This is a genomic window from Rhodococcus sp. SB1D, assembly GCF_048573875.1.
In the GTDB taxonomy this organism is placed as follows: Bacteria; Actinomycetota; Actinomycetes; order Mycobacteriales; family Mycobacteriaceae; genus Rhodococcus_F; species Rhodococcus_F qingshengii.
In genome coordinates this window covers 1-15,819 of record NZ_JBMAIQ010000017.1, presented here as the reverse complement: position 1 = coordinate 15,819, position 15,819 = coordinate 1, and the positions used below count along the sequence as shown (strand labels likewise).

The window sequence follows — 15,819 nt, the reverse complement described above, 5'->3', positions numbered from 1 at the left end:
AAATTGCCCCTGCCGGAACATAACGAACGGGCGGCGCTGCCGATAAATCGACTTCGCCGCCCGTCAGCACGGACTACTCGTTACCAAGCGTGCTCGGTGGGTTGTGTGGGTGGCCTCGGCGAGGGATCGCACTTTCTGAGGTCGTCCCCGCAACCTGTGCGGGGTCCTCGCTCAAATTGAACGAATCTCGCAGGCCCACAACGCTTCCGCCCTTATAGTGGCTTGTGCTCCGCGTGGGTGCCCTAGTGCCCGTGCTAGGAATTTCGGTTGGGGAAACGGTCCTTCTCTTCCGAGCCGTTCCTGGCCTTCCGTTCTTCCGTAACTCCTTTGTACCCTGTGTCCGGGCTCACAGCAAGTACCAATTTTTGTTTGTGGGCCTTGGATTTCAGCGTTTCCGGCGCAGTAGCCCGAAGGTCATGGCGCCGGCCACCAGAGCTGCGATTCCCACCGCAGCGGTAGTAGCCACCGTGGTCGTGGACTGGGCCGACAATCGGGCACGAAGTGAGACCGGATTCGAGAAAGTCAGTATGGGCCAACCGTTTACGGCCGCTTCCTTGCGCAACGCTCGATCGGGGTTGACTGCGGTCGGATGTCCGACAGCCTCGAGCATGGGTAAATCCGTCACCGAGTCGGAGTAGGCGTAACTGGCGGCGAGGTCGTAACCGTACTCCGCGGCGAGTTTTTCCATGGCTTCGACCTTGCCGGGGCCGTAGCAGTAGAAGTCCACCTCGCCGGTGTAGTGGCCGTCTTCCTCCCTCATCGACGTCGCGACGGAATGGGTGGCGCCGAGGGCGCGGGCGATCGGTGCGACGATCTCTTCACCCGAAGCAGACACGACGATGACGTCGTGTCCACGCAGCTTGTGATCTGCGATCAGATCGGCCGCCTCGGCGAAGACGAGTGGATCGACGATGTCGTGCAGAGTCTCCGCGACGACGGCCTTCACCTGTTCCACGTCCCAGCCCGCACACATCGCCGTCAGATGCTCGCGCATGCGCTCCATCTGATCGTGATCGGCGCCGGACAGTAGAAACAGGAATTGCGCATAGCTGCTCTTGAGAACCGAGCGTCGATTGATCAGACCCTGTGCGAAGAATGGCTTGCTGAACGCCAGGGTGCTCGACTTCGCGATGATCGTTTTGTCCAAATCGAAGAAAGCGGCTGTCCGCCCGGTATTCAGTCCGTTCGCAGGCTTGTCGGTCACAGGATTGAGGATAGTCCGACAGGCGGTTCGTGTGCTCTTCGGCAAGCGTCCTCTTTCGGCGAAAAACAGCAGTTCAGTGCAGCTCAGGCTTGCATTTCTCGCCGATGGCGGGTGTAAGATCGTTGCTGTTCGATTCGTTCGAACTAGTTCAGCCCGACCCCCCGGGGCTGAACTCAGACGGCCCCCGCCTCCTCCCCCCATTGGCGGGGGTCGTCCTCTGTCTCAGGCCTGTTTCTCCACAACCTCCCAGTTGTCCACAGGGTTGTTCGGCCCACTGTTTTCGGTGACGGAGCTCGTTCAGGCTCTGCAGACATGAACACGACGATCAACTCTCGGGAATCCGGCGCTCCCATTCTGGTTCTCGTCGACGACGCGAAAATCCTCGCGAGCGTGCGACGCGTCGCTGCCGCGGTGGACCGCCGGCTGGACGAGGCCGAACATCCCGTGTCCCGGCAACAGTGGAACCGGGCCTCGGCGGTGGTACTGGACGCGTCGGCGGCGCGAGATGCTCTGGCTCGTTCCCCCAAGCGAACGCGAGTGTTCCTCGTATGCGACGGCACACCGACCGTCGACGATTGGAAGAGCGCCACCGCGATCGGAGCTGACAGCGTTCTGTCCTTGCCCGAGGAAGAGAACGCGCTGGTCGCAGTTCTGGCCGACCACGTCGACGTCAGTGGTGACGGCACCGTCGTGAGCGTGGTGGGTGGTTGTGGCGGCGGCGGAGCCTCGGCAACTGCTGCGGCAGTCGCGTTGACGTCGGCGGCACGTCACGTCCCGACGCTGTTGGTGGACGTCGACGCACTCGGTTCCGGCGCCGACGTGCTGTTGGGTATCGAGACTGCTCCCGGATTACGTTGGGGTGCACTGACCGTCGAGGGCGGGCGGTTGTCCCCGGATGCGCTGCGCGATGCACTGCCGGCGAAGGGAAAGTTTCTGAGGGTTCTGGCGAGCAGTCGCCGGGAGATCGACGGTCCGACAGTGACCGCCGTTCGCGCCGTGCTTGACGCAGGTCGCAGTTCCGGCGGGCTCGTGGTCTGCGACGTGCCACGTCATCCCAGCGAGGTAGGTCAGGCCGTGTTGGAGATGTCGGATTCGGTGCTCGTGGTGGTTCCGGCCACCGTGGCCGCATGCGTCGCGGCCGAGAAGGTCGGAGCCTGGGTGGTGCGACACAACTCCAACGTCGGGCTCGTCGTGCGTGGGCCGGCACCGGGAGGCCTACGCGGCGCCGATGTGGCAGACATGCTCGGCCTGCCCCTGACGGCCGTGATGCGCGGCCACCGATCGCTGGCGCCGATGCTCGAGCGTGGTGGCCTCGAATTGACCCGCGGTTGTCCGTTGAGTGTGGCGGCAACAGCGGTACTCGGCGCCGTCGAATCCGGCGCACGCCCGCGCAGGGCTGCGGCATGAGTGCGTTGGTCACGGCCGAACTGCTCGACCGAGTTCGCGAGCGATTGACGGCGTCGTCGGTCGCCGAGCCGACGGCGGCCACCGTTGCCGATGCCGTGCGAGCCGAGTCCTCGGGCGTTCTGGCGGACACGGATCTGTTGGGGGTCGTCAGGGTGCTCCAGACGGAACTGACAGGCGCGGGGCCGCTCGAACCTCTACTGCACGAACCCGGGGTCGCCGACGTACTGGTGACCGCGCCGGATCAGGTCTGGGTGGACCGCGGGGTCGGCCTCGAAAGGTCGGGGGTCCGGTTCACCGACGAGGCAGCTGTGCGTCGACTGGCGCAGCGGTTGGCACTGTCGGCAGGTCGACGCCTCGACGACGCCCAACCGTGGGTCGACGGCCGCCTGCGGGGCGTCGGCGACGGGCACTTCGGGGTACGACTTCATGCCGTACTCGCACCCGTGGCCCAGGGTGGAACCTGCGTGTCACTGCGAGTGTTGCGGCCCGCGACCCAGGGTCTCGACGCGCTGTCCGCCCACGGCGCCGTGGAACCGGACGCGCGGGAGCTCCTCAATCGCATCATTTCTTGTCGCTTGGCTTTTCTGGTGATCGGCGGGACCGGTGCGGGAAAGACCACGTTGTTGTCCGCCATGCTCGGCGCGGTCGACCCGCGTGAGCGAATCGTCTGTGTCGAGGACGCGGCCGAACTGGCGCCGCCGCATCCGCACGTCGTCCGCCTCGTCGCCAGAGCTCCCAACGTCGAGGGCGTCGGAGAGGTGACGGTGCGCGATCTGGTTCGGCAGGCACTACGAATGCGTCCCGATCGCATCGTCGTCGGTGAGGTCCGCGGCGCAGAGGTGACTGATCTGCTCACGGCGATGAACACCGGCCACGACGGCGGCGCCGGCACCGTTCACGCCAATTCGCCCGAAGAGGTGCCGGCCAGACTCGAGGCGTTGGCGGCGCTCGGCGGGATGGATCGCCACGCGTTGCACAGTCAACTTGCCGCGGCAGTTCAAGTGATCCTGCACGTGCACAGATTGGCTGACGGATCGAGGCGTCTCGAACAGATCGGTGTCATCGACCGCGGTGCGGACGGGTATGTACGAATCATGCAGGCGTGGCCGGACGGCGGTTCGGGTCGTGAGCGGCTCGAGCGGATGTTACGGCTTCGCAATCGAGAGGTCGGGACGTGACGGTTTCCCTCTTGGCCTTCGCGTTGGCGGTCTCGATTGCGCCGGTGCGGGATTCACGTGCTCGGCTCGCTACGTACACCCCGAGCGTCCGCAAGCCCTCCCGGCAGATTCGGTGGCAGTTCGTCGCCGCATTTCTCGCGATTTCGGCCGCGTGGATCCTCGGAGGTCTTCCGGCAGGGTGTGCGGCTGTCGTCCTCGCCGGGACCCTGATCCTCCGTGGCCGACGCGCGAATGCAGCCGAAACCCGGGATCTCTCACAGAAGATGCTGCTCTCCGGTCTGGAGGTGCTGATCGCCGAGCTGAGCGTCGGCGCGCATCCTGCAGCGGCCAGTTCTGTTGCAGGCGAGGAATGTACCGGAGAAGTGAGTGCCGTATTCCGTTCCGCTGGGGCCAGGGCGCGTCTCGGTGGTTCTGCCGCAGCGGCCTTCGCGGTACCGGATTCGTGCATCGAGCGTGAGTTCTCCCGCATCGCATCCGTCTGGCGGGTCGCCGACCAACACGGGCTGGCACTGGCGGAACTACTCGGCGCCGTCCGGACGGACATGTTGGGACGTAGACGCTTTCGTCAGCGTACCGAGGCCGGGTTGGCGGGCGCTCGGGCGACCGCTGCGGTGTTGGCCTTTCTCCCGCTGTTGGGGATCGGTCTCGGGCAATTGATGGGTGCTTCGCCGCTGCGCGTGCTGTTCGGAGGTGGGCTCGGCGGCGTGCTCCTGGTGATCGGAACCGCTTGTGTCTCAGCTGGTCTGCTCTGGACCGACCGGATAACTGCGAAGGTCACGTCGTGAGTTGGGCATCCGTGGCGATGATGGCGTTGGCGCTCGCGATCATTCCCGCTCGTCGCGGTGCTTCGGCCAGGGCGGCAGAAATTCTCTTCGCGGACACAACAACAGAAGATTCGGTTCCAGTCCCGGACAAGCCGGATCCACTCGCAGTTGCCGCAAGTCTCGACCTTCTCGGGGCCTGCCTACGAGCGGGGCTTCCCGTCTCCGCCGCGATCACAGCGATGGCGTCGACGGCACCGAAACCGATGGCCGACTCGCTTCGTCGCGTCGCCGACCTTCTGGCGCTCGGTGCCGATCCCGACGCCGCGTGGGGCGAAGCCGCTCTCGATCCCGATACCGAGGCGCTCGCCAGAATGGCTCGGCGTTCCGCCCGTTCGGGTTCGTCGCTGTCCTCATCCATGGCCGAACTCGCCGAGCGCAGTCGAGGTGACGCCGAGGATCTTGCTGCTGCCGCAGCCGAACGCGCGGGAGTGCTGATCAGCGGTCCACTCGGGCTGTGTTTCCTGCCGGCGTTCATCGCCTTGGGCATCGTCCCGGTGGTGATCGGGCTTGCCACGACTGTGCTCGGTAACGGCCTGCTGTGAGCCGGATCCGAGTGAAAGCTCCTGCGGCAGAAGTGCTGCCACAGGTTTCGATTGAAGGGGGAGAAATGATTTCGAAGACGTTGAGGACGGTGTCGGCCAGATTTGCGCTTTTGGTAACGGAGGACGACGGCATGTCCACCGCGGAGTATGCGATCGGCACGATTGCGGCTGCCGCATTCGGTGCCGTCCTGTACACGGTTGTCACTGGCGACTCCATTGTCTCGGCGCTGACAGGCATCATTGACAAGGCGCTCAAGACAGCTGTGTGATGTTGTCCACGAGAGGTATTCGGCAAGCCGACGACGGCGCCGTGACGGTGGAGGCCGCGATTGCTCTGGCTTCGATCGTCACGGTGGTCGTGCTGTGTATCGGCGGAGTCCTGGCGGTGTCGATGCAGGTTCGGTGTGTCGACGCCGCTCGTGAGGCCGCGCGGTTGGTGGCACGTGGTGATCGTGAGTCTGCGGTCACCACGGCCCGCCGGATCGCACCCGAAGATGCGTCGATCTCGGTGGAGATCGTGGACGGCTTTGCGGTGGCCGTTGTCAGCGCCGAGAGTGCGTTGCTGCCGTTGGTCGACATTTCTTCCGAGGCGGTGGCAGCAGTGGAGTCGGGAGTGGAGGAGGGGTGAACCTACGTGACGACGAAGGTGTTGCCACGGTTCTGGCGTGCTGCGTTCTGGCGGCGATCGTGATGGTGACCGGCGGGATGCTGCATGTCGGTTCCGCAGTGGTGGCTCGGCACACGGCTCAGTCGGCCGCTGATCTTTCGGCTCTCGGCGGTGCGGGCGCCTTGGACGGCGGCGACGAGTCGGCGTGCGAGATGTCCGCGGTGATCGCGGAGCGGATGCGCACGGTGCTCGAGGAGTGCGACGTCCAGGGGTGGGATGTAGTCGTCGAGATACGCGCACCGGTGTTGTTGTCGGGCTTCGGGATCGGGGATGCGCAGGCTTACGCTCGTGCAGGTCCGGTCAGCTGATCGTGTCGATCACGGCGGTCAGAACCTTGACCGCGCCGTCTTTGTCGAGTGGGTCGTTTCCGTTGCCGCACTTGGGTGAATAGACGCAGGACGGGCAACCGTGAGCGCACTCGCAGGACAGTATGGCGTCGCGCGTCGCGGTGAGCCATCGGGACAGTTCGCTGTGCCCTCGGTCGGCGAACCCGGCGCCGCCGGCATGACCGTCGTAGACGAAGACGGTCGGGAGTCCGGTGTCCGCGTGCATCGCGGTGGACACTCCGCCGATGTCTCCGCGGTCGCAGATCGCCACCAGTGGCAGCAGGCCGATTGCGGCATGTTCGGCGGCATGCAGTGATCCGGGGAACCGTTCGGGCGGGACCCCGATGGATTCGAGGAGTTCCGGCGTGACCGTGTACATCACTGCCCTGGTGGGCAAAGTGTGTGCGGGCATGTCGAGTTCGATCGAGTCGAGGACTTCACCCGAAGTCAACCGTCGTAGGTACCCGACGACTTGATGTGTCACCTCGACCTGGACGAGAGCGACGGCGATGTCGCCGTAGTTCTTGTGCTCGAGTTGTTCGGTGATCGTGATTTCGGTGGTCTCGCGAGCCGAGGTGGTCCAGTCCGGATTCTCGGTGTGCACCAGTGCGAGTCCGACGTCGAGGTCCAGTTCGTCGACGACGTAGGTCTCGCCTTGATGGATGTGCACGGCGCCGGGATGAACTGTGGCCGGAGCGCGGCCCGCGTCGACAGTGCCCAGCATCCGGCCGGATTCACCGTCGACAATGGCCACCTGAGTTCCGATGCCGCCGCGAATGTCCAAAGAGCCGTGGGGGTTCGAATCGGCGGTGACGAACCATCCGTGCTTTCGGCGCCGGATCCTGCCTTCCTCGGACAGTCTCGTCAGAACCTCGAGAGCCCCGAACGCGTCCACCTCGGCATCGGAAAGTGGGAGTTCCATTGCAGCGCAGAGAAGTTGTGGTCCCAGGACGTACGGATTTCCGGGATCTGTCACCGTCGCCTCGACGGGTTTGTCGAGTACCGCTGACGGATGGTGAACGAGGTAGGTGTCGAGTGGATCGTCGCGGGCGATCAACACGACGAGTGAACCCTCACCGCGTCGCCCGGAGCGACCCGCTTGCTGCCAGAACGAGGCGACGGTGCCCGGGAAGCCTGCCACGACAACGGCGTCGAGGCCTGCGATGTCGACGCCGAGCTCCAGTGCGTTGGTGGTGGCTGCGCCCAGCAGTGTGCCGTCGGCGAGTGCAGCTTCCAGTTCGCGTCGGTCCTCGGCCAGATATCCGGCGCGATACGACGCGACTCGCTCGGCGAGGTCCGGGTCCACCTCGGCGAGTAGACGTTTGGTGGCCATCGCGGTCAGTTCGGCGCCGCGGCGGGAGCGGACGAAGGTGAGAGTGCGGGCGCCTTCGATCATGAGGTCGGCCATGATCCGCGCGGCTTCCGCGCCCGCGGGACGTCGTACCGGGCTACCGTTTTCGCCGGTCAATGCCTCCAGTAGCGGTGGTTCCCACAGTGCGACGGTGCGTGGGCCGTGCGGCGATCCGTCTTCCGTGACCTCGGTGCAGTGTGCGCCTATGAGCCGCGAGGCCGCCGCGCCGGGATCTGCTGTGGTCGCGCTGGCCAGAATGAAGGTGGGTTCGGCGCCGTAACGGGCTGCAATTCTGCGTAATCGCCGGATCACGAGCGCGACGTTGGATCCGAAGACTCCCCTGTAGGAGTGGCATTCGTCGATGATCACGTATTTCAGGTTGCGGAAGAAGTGTGCCCATCGCTGATGGGTTCTGAGCAGAGAAATGTGGATCATGTCGGGGTTGGTGAAGAGCCAGCGTGAGTTCTCACGTGCCCAAGTGCGGAGTTCCTGAGAGGTGTCGCCGTCGTACGCACTGGCGTTCGTGCTGCGAAGTTCGACGTCGAAGTCGGTGAGGGACAGCACTGCTCGCAGTTGATCGGAGCCCAGCGCTTTGGTGGGGGAGAGGTACAGGGCTGTTGCGAGCGGATCGGTCGCCATGGCCGTCAGCACCGGGAGTTGGTACGCCAGTGACTTACCCGACGCCGTACCGGTGGCCACGACCACGTGTTTTCCGGCGTAAGCGAGGTCGGCGGCCTCACTCTGGTGGATCCACGGGGACCGCACGCTGTGCTCGGCGAGCGCACGTACGACGCTGGGGTGCACCCACTCCGGCCATTCGGTGAACTCGGCTACGCGAGCAGGTAACTGCGCGGTGAACATCAGTGGTTTTTCGCTTCCACTGACCCCTGCGACGACCCGATCGAGCAGCATCTGCCCGTAGGTCTCGCCAGGCTTCCCTCCCGGGGCGGGGATCGGGGAAGGTGCGTTCACGTGACTCTCCGGGCTCGGCGTTGGGGTGTGGCGGCAATCGGAAACTGTCGCTACCTGCAGTTTTGATGATACGCAACGGTCCGCGGTCTTGGTGGAACCGGGTGCTCGGCGCGCAAGCGGGAAACCACGATCGTGGGCTGTTTTTCTCGTAGCGAACTTTTAACGTTTTTAGTTCCCTTTTCGACTGTTGTGCACGCGGAGAACATGGTTGACTGACAATCGGTCGCAGCTTCTGTGTTCGTAGGCTTGAGAAAGTGCACGCTCGCAGGATCGTTGTTGCGGGCGCGGTGCTCTGCCTTTCCTGAGGGGGAAATAAAGACGTACAGCGGTCGGAACCGGCCCGGTGGACTGTAAGGGCTGTTCACCGAATCCGGTGTTAGAAAGAGAAGGAAAAGCATGGCACAGGGCACTGTGAAGTGGTTCAACGCTGAAAAGGGCTTCGGCTTCATCGCTCCCGAAGACGGTTCCGCAGACGTCTTCGTTCACTACTCCGAAATTCAGGGCAACGGCTTCCGTACCCTCGAGGAGAACCAGCGTGTGGAGTTCGAGGTCGGCCAGGGCACCAAGGGTCCCCAGGCTACCGGCGTTCGCGCGGTCTGATTTTTCCGCTCACTTGCTGAGCGAATAGTTCGGACAGTATTTGTCCCCCATCGCATCCGTGCGGTGGGGGACAAATCTTTTCGGGCTGAGTTAGTACTTTCCCTGTCCGAGGTGAATGCACGCAGCTGTTCGGCCACGGCCGGTCGTCTATGCCGTCGATACCTTCGTGGCTTACGTTTCACTCTGTGAGCCAACTGTCCTTTTTCTCTGCCGAGTCGATTCCACCTGCCGTGACGGACCTTGCCGGAATGCTGGCCGGACCGGGGCAGGTCGTGACCTCGGAGGATCGCGCGCGGATCTCGATCGTCGTGGATCGGGACTGGAGAGCACAGGCCGTTGCCGAGTTGATCGCGCAGTGCGGACTCGGGGCCGAGGTGACGCGTAGCGAAGAAGGCAGCCCACTCGTCCGAACTCAGTCGACGCCCGCACTCCTTCCGCTGTCCGTGCAATGGACCAAAGGAGCAGTGAAGGCCGTGCCGGTCGGGTGGGTTCCTAATTCTCGCCAACTCCGAGTGTGGGCCGTCGCCGCCGGCCGACTCGAAGAAGGCGGTGAACGATTCGTGTTCGGCCTCGACCCCCATGCGAAGGAGACACACGCACCGCTGGCTCAGGCCTTGATGAGGGTTGGTATCGCGCCGACTCAACTGGGTAACCGGACACCGGGTCCGGGGCTCCGTGTGTCGGGAAAGAAGAGACTGACAAAGCTCGTCGAATACCTCGGTGAGGCGCCGAAACACGTCGACACCTCGGTCGCCTGGCCACACGTCTGACAGTGCTGATGCCGCGTGTCCGACGGAGCCCATACTGTACTGATCTGCACGAATGTCTTGCGGGTATGTCACTCTGTAAAGAGAGACACGGGGTATAACTTGCTCCACACGTCTAGTTCTGAAGATCTGCCGACGGCAGTGAACGTCCAAAGGAAGGCTCGGGCAGCAGGTGGCTAAAGCGGACAACGGCAGCGGTCAGGGAGCGTCCGGTAACCCTCGTCGCCTCGTGATCGTCGAGTCACCGACCAAGGCGCGCAAAATCGCTCCCTACCTCGGTAAGGACTACGTCGTCGAGGCATCGGTCGGTCACATTCGCGACCTCCCGCGCGGCGCAGCGGACGTTCCGGCCAAGTACAAGGGCGAGTCGTGGGCCCGTCTCGGCGTCAACGTCGATCACGACTTCGAGCCGCTCTATGTCGTGAGCCCGGAAAAGAAGGGCAAGGTCGCCGAACTCAAGTCTCTGTTGAAGGACGCCGACGAGCTCTTCCTCGCAACTGACCCCGACCGCGAGGGCGAGGCAATCGCCTGGCATCTCCTCGAGACTCTCAAGCCCAAGATTCCGGTTCGTCGAATGGTCTTCCACGAGATCACCGAGCCGGCAATCCGTGCTGCCGCCGAAGACACCCGCGAACTCGACACCGACCTCGTCGATGCTCAGGAAACCCGCCGCATCCTCGACCGTCTCTACGGCTACGAGGTCAGCCCGGTTCTCTGGAAGAAGGTCATGCCGAAGCTCTCGGCCGGCCGCGTCCAATCGGTGGCCACTCGCGTCATCGTCCAGCGTGAACGCGAGCGCATGGCGTTCAAGTCGGCGTCGTACTGGGACATTTCCGCGACGCTCGACGCCGGTGCAGAGGCCAGCCCGCGTAGTTTCGGTGCTCGCCTGGTCTCCGTCGACGGTTCGCGTGTCGCCTCCGGCCGTGATTTCGGAGCTGACGGAAAGCTCAAGGGCAGCGCGGTCACTGTGCTCGACGAGGCGTACGCGCGTCGTCTCGCGGAAGCATTGCAGGGCGTCGACCTCACGGTTTCCTCCGCCGAGGACAAGCCGTACACCCGCAAGCCTTACCCGCCGTTCATGACGTCGACGCTCCAGCAGGAAGCCGGACGCAAACTTCGTTTCACGTCCGAGCGTGCAATGCGCATCGCACAGCGTCTGTACGAAAACGGCTACATCACCTACATGCGTACCGACTCGACGACTCTCTCGGAGTCGGCGATCGCTGCCGCTCGTGCGCAGGCCACCGAGTTGTACGGTCCGGAATACGTGCATCCGACGCCGCGTCAGTACACCCGCAAGGTCAAGAACGCGCAGGAAGCCCACGAGGCGATCCGCCCCGCCGGCGACGTGTTCCAGACCCCGGGTCAGCTGCACTCCAAGCTCGATTCCGACGAGTTCAAGCTGTACGAACTGATCTGGCAGCGGACCGTCGCTTCGCAGATGGCCGACGCCCGCGGTACGACGTTGACGCTTCGCATCTCCGGCACGGCAGGCACCGGCGAGGACTGCACGTTCTCCGCTTCGGGTCGCACCATCGTGTTCGCCGGCTTCCTCAAGGCTTACGTCGAGAGCGTCGACGAAGAGGCCGGCGGTCAGTCCGACGACGCCGAATCCAGGCTTCCGGTGCTGGTCAAGGGTCAGGAAGTCACGGCCACCAAGCTCGATCCGGACGGGCACAGCACCAACCCGCCCGCTCGCTACACAGAAGCCAGCCTGATCAAGACGCTCGAAGAACTCGGCATCGGCCGTCCTTCGACCTACTCGTCGATCATCAAGACCATCCTCGATCGCGGATACGTCTACAAACGTGGCAGCGCGCTGGTTCCGTCCTGGGTGGCGTTTGCCGTCATCGGGCTGCTCGAGGTGCACTTCGGCCGGCTGGTCGACTTCGATTTCACGGCAGGAATGGAAGACGATCTCGACGCGATCGCCGGTGGCCGTGAGCAGCGTGGCAACTGGCTGAGCAGCTTCTACTTCGGCGGCGAGACAGGCGCTGAAGGTTCGGTCGCCCGCGAGGGCGGGCTGAAGAAGATGGTCGGTGTCAATCTCGAGGAGATCGACGCTCGCGAGGTCAACTCCATCCGACTGTTCGACGACGCCGAGGGTCGCGAAGTTCACGTGCGCGTCGGCCGGTTCGGCCCGTATCTCGAGCGCATGGTTCAGAACCCGGACGATCCCGAAGGCGATTTGATCTCGCAGCGGGCAAATCTTCCCGATGACCTGCCACCGGACGAGCTCACTCCCGAGTACGCCGAGAAGTTGTTCTCGACGCCTCAAGAGGGCCGCAAGCTGGGCGTCGACCCGCTGACGGGCCACGAGATCGTCGCGAAGGAAGGCCGCTTCGGTCCCTACGTGACCGAGATCCTGCCCGAACCGCCGGCCGAGCCGGAACCGGACATCGTTCCCGTCACCGCTCCCGAGCCGGAAGAAATCAGCTCGGGCAGCACCAAGACTGCGGTGAAGAAGGCCGCGGCCAAGAAGGCGCCTGCGAAGAAGGCTGCCAAGAAGGTCGCAGGCCCCAAGCCGCGGACCGGATCGCTGCTCAAGTCCATGGACTTGGCGACGATCACCTTGGAAGATGCGCTGCGTCTGCTGTCGCTTCCGCGCGTCGTGGGTGTCGACCCCGAATCGAAGGAAGAGATCACCGCGCAGAACGGCCGTTACGGTCCGTACCTGAAGAAGGGCACGGACTCACGCTCGCTCGCCAACGAAGAGCAGATGTTCACCGTCACGCTCGACGAGGCCCTCAAGATCTACGCCGAGCCGAAGCGTCGTGGGCGTCAGGCGTCGGCAACGCCTCCGCTGCGTGAGTTGGGCGTCGATCCGGTCAGCGAGAAGCCGATGGTGATCAAGGACGGCCGTTTCGGTCCGTACGTCACCGACGGCGAGACCAACGCCAGCCTTCGCAAGGACGACGACGTCGAATCCATTTCCGATGCTCGGGCGTCGGAGTTGCTGGCTGATCGTCGTGCGCGCGGCCCGGTCAAGAAGAAGGCAGCAGCCAAGAAGGCTCCGGCAAAGAAGGCCGCTGCCAAGAAAACAGCCGCCAAGAAGGCTCCGGCAAAGAAGGCCGCCGCCAAGAAGGCTCCGGCGAAGAAGGACTCGTAAGGCTTCGTCGGTGCCGACGGTTAGGGTTTTTGCATGAGTACTGAAGTGGCCGAACGAGGTGTGTTCGGTCGGCTGGTGGGTCAGCACGACGTCGAGCAGAGCCTGCGTGATGCTGCACTGTCGGCTCGTGGAGATTCCAGCGGCTCGGAGATGACCCACGCGTGGCTCTTCACCGGGCCACCCGGCTCTGGTCGTTCGGTGGCTGCTCTCTGCTTCGCCGCTGCCCTGCAATGCACCTCCGACGGTGCACCAGGGTGCGGTGAGTGTCATGCATGTACGACGACGATGGGTGGAACCCACGGTGACGTACGACGGATCATCCCCGACGGCCTGAGCATCAGCGTCAAAGGCATGCGCGAGATAGTCAACATCGCTTCGCGTCGGCCGACGACGGGGCGGTGGCAGGTCATCGTGGTCGAGGATGCCGATCGTTTGACCGAAGGCGCAGCCAACGCCCTCCTGAAGGTTGTCGAGGAGCCGCCGGACCGCACGGTCATCCTGCTCTGCGCGCCGACGACCGATCCGGAAGACATGTCTGTCACCCTCCGATCGCGGTGTAGGCACATGCCGTTGGTGACGCCGTCCGTCGAATCGATCGCCCAGGTACTGATCGACCGCGACGGGCTGGATCCGGAACGGGCGAGAATCGCCGCATCGATCAGCGGCGGACATGTCGGCCGGGCTCGGCGTCTCGCCACCGACGAGAGCGCGCGCGACGAGCGTCAGCGTTCGCTTCGACTAGCCGCCGACGCGATCGGGGCTTCGACGGCGTACAAGGCCGCAGAGAACTTGGTGAAGTCGATCGAGGCTGACACCAAGGCGTTCTACGCCGAACTCAAGGAACAGGAACTCGAGGAACTCAAGGTCTCCTTGGGTGGCGGTGGAACCGGCAAGGGAACAGCCGGGACTCTGCGCGGATCGGCTGGTCTGATCAAGGACCTCGAAGCGCGTCAGAAATCGCGCGACACCCGGGCCCGCCGCGATCTTCTCGACCGGACGCTGATCGACCTGGCCGGCATGTACCGAGACGCGCTGTCCTATTCGCTGGGGTCGACGTCGACGGCGACCCATCCCGACATGGCTCGGCAGGCCGCCGAGTTGGCTGCACGAACGTCCCCGGAGGGGTTGCTCAAGTGCATCGAAGCGGTGCTCGAATGCCGCGAGGCCGTCGACTTCAACGTCAAGTTGCAGTGGGCGCTCGATGCGATGGTTGCCTCCATCGGAGCCGCTTTCCGACCCCCGTTTTCGCGATCCGGGGGTTGACCAGATAGACTCGCCACCGCCGAAAGGCACGCTGCCTTAGCTCAGTCGGTAGAGCATTTCACTCGTAATGAAAAGGTCGAGAGTTCGATTCTCTCAGGCAGCTCAGCCAAGAGCCCCACACCCGGAAATCCGGATGTGGGGCTCTTGTCGTTAGTTCCCAATTCTTGCGTATGTGCGGTTTATCCTGAGTTCGGCGAACACGTGCCTGAACAGGAGAGACCTCGATGTCGGATCAGAACTGGGGACCAGGCCAACCATCGCAGAATCAGCCGCCGTACGGGCAGATGCCGCCGATGCCGCCGCAGGGTTATCAGCCGCCGACGCCCGCCTATCCGTACGCAAGCTGGATCTCTCGGGTGTTTGCGTCAATCCTCGACGGCTTTGTCATTCCGCTCCCCGGCGTCATCCTCGCGGGCATCGGAGCAGTGATCGCGTTCTCCGGATCCGAAGTGACCACATACGACGACGGCAGCGTGAGCGCTGAAGGCGGTAATCCGGTCGGGGTGATCGTCATGGTCGTCGGCATACTGGCGATCTTCTTGATCGAGGTGTGGAATCTCGTCTTCAGGCAAGGGAACACCGGACAGACGCTCGGCAAGAAGTGGCTGGGAATTTCGGTGATTCGGGAGTCCGACGGTGTGCCTCTCGGCCCGGTGATGGCGCTGCTTCGTTGGATCATGATGGCGATCCTGGGTGGCGCCTGCTTCCTCAACTATCTCTGGCCGCTCTGGGACTCGAAGCACCAGTGCTGGCACGACATGGTGGTCCGGTCGGTAGTCGTTCGCGCGCGCTAGTCGCTGCCGAGGTCTCTTACAGTGGGTGCCATGGAGTTGGAAGCGGTCACAAGTCGACGACGCTCGCTGGCCGCACCTGTCGGTGTTGCTGCAGTGGCCGTGACGGCCGCCGCGGTACTCCACTTCCGTGATCCCCACAGCGCGGGTAGTTACGGCGTTTGTCCGATGTACGCGTTGACGGGATTGTGGTGCCCGGCGTGTGGTGGCCTTCGTGCGGTCAATGACCTGACTAATCTGGATATTGGCGCCGCAGTGTCCAGCAATGCCTTGATCGTGCCGCTTATCGCGGTGTTGGTGATCGCGTGGATCGGTTGGACAGTGCGCCGTTGGAAAGGCACGCGGGATCGCATGATCGTGCTTCGGCCGACTGTGACGATCGTGGTGCTCGGAGTTCTCGTTGCATTTACGGTTGTTCGAAACACCCCGTGGGGGAGCTGGCTCGCGCCGGCGTGACGGTAAGAGGTCGACATGGCACTGCAGGTTTTTTCGCTCATCGTTCTGCTCGGCGCGCTGATCATCCTGATTCCGACGGCACGACGTGTCTTCGGCAAGAAGGACGACGAGTAGGCCTCGACAACTGAGCCCGAGCGGCACATGCTGGCGGTATGGCTGATTCGTTGAAAGCCCGCGTCAAGGAAAAGCTGCTGAGGCAACTCGCCGAGGACGGTCGGCACCCGATTCAGGAAGCTGAGGGTGACGATCCCCGGCTGGTTTCGATCAACGACGATCTCGAAGCGTTGGAACAGGCCGAGGAAGGCGATCCGATCGTCGAAGAACTGGCCGAGAGGTACTGGGTTCCGTGAAGTTTACCGACC

General features: G+C 63.8%; 16 protein-coding genes and 1 tRNA gene. 15 read left to right on the top strand and 2 right to left on the bottom strand.

The features are described from left to right. Positions 1-385: 385 nt before the first annotated feature. On the bottom strand, positions 386-1,204 hold the full coding sequence (locus ACN50D_RS28015; RefSeq protein ID WP_003946123.1) for an HAD-IB family hydrolase: 819 nt from the start codon (positions 1,202-1,204) through the stop codon (positions 386-388). A gap of 312 nt (positions 1,205-1,516) precedes the next feature. On the opposite strand from ACN50D_RS28015, the gene ssd reads away from it, so the two are divergent. From ssd to ACN50D_RS27980, 7 genes are all read left to right on the top strand, one after another. Further along, complete coding sequence (ssd, locus tag ACN50D_RS28010) at positions 1,517-2,611, top strand: septum site-determining protein Ssd (protein WP_209922594.1); 1,095 nt, start codon at positions 1,517-1,519, stop codon at positions 2,609-2,611. Continuing rightward, a complete protein-coding gene (locus ACN50D_RS28005) occupies positions 2,608-3,789 on the top strand; it encodes a TadA family conjugal transfer-associated ATPase (RefSeq protein WP_212633868.1) in 1,182 nt (393 codons plus the stop codon). The genes ssd and ACN50D_RS28005 overlap by 4 nt, the downstream gene beginning before the upstream one ends. Continuing rightward, positions 3,786-4,574, top strand: a complete 789-nt coding sequence (locus ACN50D_RS28000; protein WP_212633869.1) for a type II secretion system F family protein — start codon at positions 3,786-3,788, stop codon at positions 4,572-4,574. The genes ACN50D_RS28005 and ACN50D_RS28000 overlap by 4 nt, the downstream gene beginning before the upstream one ends. After that, complete coding sequence (locus ACN50D_RS27995) at positions 4,571-5,155, top strand: type II secretion system F family protein (RefSeq protein ID WP_212633870.1); 585 nt, start codon at positions 4,571-4,573, stop codon at positions 5,153-5,155. The genes ACN50D_RS28000 and ACN50D_RS27995 overlap by 4 nt, the downstream gene beginning before the upstream one ends. 65 nt (positions 5,156-5,220) lie before the next feature. After that, positions 5,221-5,424, top strand: coding sequence for a DUF4244 domain-containing protein (locus ACN50D_RS27990; RefSeq protein WP_042446719.1), 204 nt, complete (start codon positions 5,221-5,223; stop codon positions 5,422-5,424). Then, the gene (locus ACN50D_RS27985) at positions 5,424-5,783 is read left to right on the top strand and encodes a TadE family type IV pilus minor pilin (protein ID WP_042446722.1); all 360 of its coding nucleotides are present in this window, start codon (positions 5,424-5,426) and stop codon (positions 5,781-5,783) included. Before ACN50D_RS27990 ends, ACN50D_RS27985 begins: the two co-directional genes overlap by 1 nt. Continuing rightward, a complete protein-coding gene (locus ACN50D_RS27980; protein WP_003946120.1) occupies positions 5,780-6,130 on the top strand; it encodes an Rv3654c family TadE-like protein in 351 nt (116 codons plus the stop codon). Before ACN50D_RS27985 ends, ACN50D_RS27980 begins: the two co-directional genes overlap by 4 nt. Here the strand turns inward: ACN50D_RS27980 and ACN50D_RS27975 are convergent. Further along, complete coding sequence (locus tag ACN50D_RS27975) at positions 6,123-8,411, bottom strand: DEAD/DEAH box helicase (RefSeq protein ID WP_050655288.1); 2,289 nt, start codon at positions 8,409-8,411, stop codon at positions 6,123-6,125. The genes ACN50D_RS27980 and ACN50D_RS27975 overlap by 8 nt on opposite strands. A gap of 456 nt (positions 8,412-8,867) precedes the next feature. Here ACN50D_RS27975 and ACN50D_RS27970 point away from each other — a divergent pair, with 456 nt between their 5' ends. From ACN50D_RS27970 to ACN50D_RS27935, 8 genes are all read left to right on the top strand, one after another. Continuing rightward, positions 8,868-9,071: a cold-shock protein gene (locus ACN50D_RS27970; RefSeq protein WP_003946117.1), complete on the top strand. Its 204-nt coding sequence runs from the start codon at positions 8,868-8,870 to the stop codon at positions 9,069-9,071. Positions 9,072-9,256: 185 nt separating this feature from the next. Next, complete coding sequence (locus tag ACN50D_RS27965; protein ID WP_003946106.1) at positions 9,257-9,841, top strand: hypothetical protein; 585 nt, start codon at positions 9,257-9,259, stop codon at positions 9,839-9,841. Positions 9,842-10,010: 169 nt separating this feature from the next. Continuing rightward, a complete protein-coding gene (gene topA / locus ACN50D_RS27960) occupies positions 10,011-12,947 on the top strand; it encodes a type I DNA topoisomerase (protein ID WP_003946104.1) in 2,937 nt (978 codons plus the stop codon). Between the two features lie 33 nt (positions 12,948-12,980). Continuing rightward, entirely contained in the window at positions 12,981-14,210 is a 1,230-nt protein-coding gene (locus ACN50D_RS27955) for a DNA polymerase III subunit delta' (RefSeq protein WP_019746652.1), read from the top strand. A gap of 30 nt (positions 14,211-14,240) precedes the next feature. After that, positions 14,241-14,313 (top strand) — tRNA-Thr (locus tag ACN50D_RS27950). 121 nt (positions 14,314-14,434) lie between these two features. Continuing rightward, positions 14,435-15,004, top strand: a complete 570-nt coding sequence (locus tag ACN50D_RS27945) for an RDD family protein (RefSeq protein ID WP_042446733.1) — start codon at positions 14,435-14,437, stop codon at positions 15,002-15,004. Positions 15,005-15,034: 30 nt separating this feature from the next. Then, positions 15,035-15,457 (top strand): DUF2752 domain-containing protein, encoded by a 423-nt coding sequence (locus tag ACN50D_RS27940; RefSeq protein WP_003946115.1) that lies wholly within the window; start codon positions 15,035-15,037, stop codon positions 15,455-15,457. A gap of 152 nt (positions 15,458-15,609) precedes the next feature. Beyond that, positions 15,610-15,807, top strand: a complete 198-nt coding sequence (locus ACN50D_RS27935; protein WP_003946112.1) for a hypothetical protein — start codon at positions 15,610-15,612, stop codon at positions 15,805-15,807. Positions 15,808-15,819 lie beyond the last annotated feature (12 nt).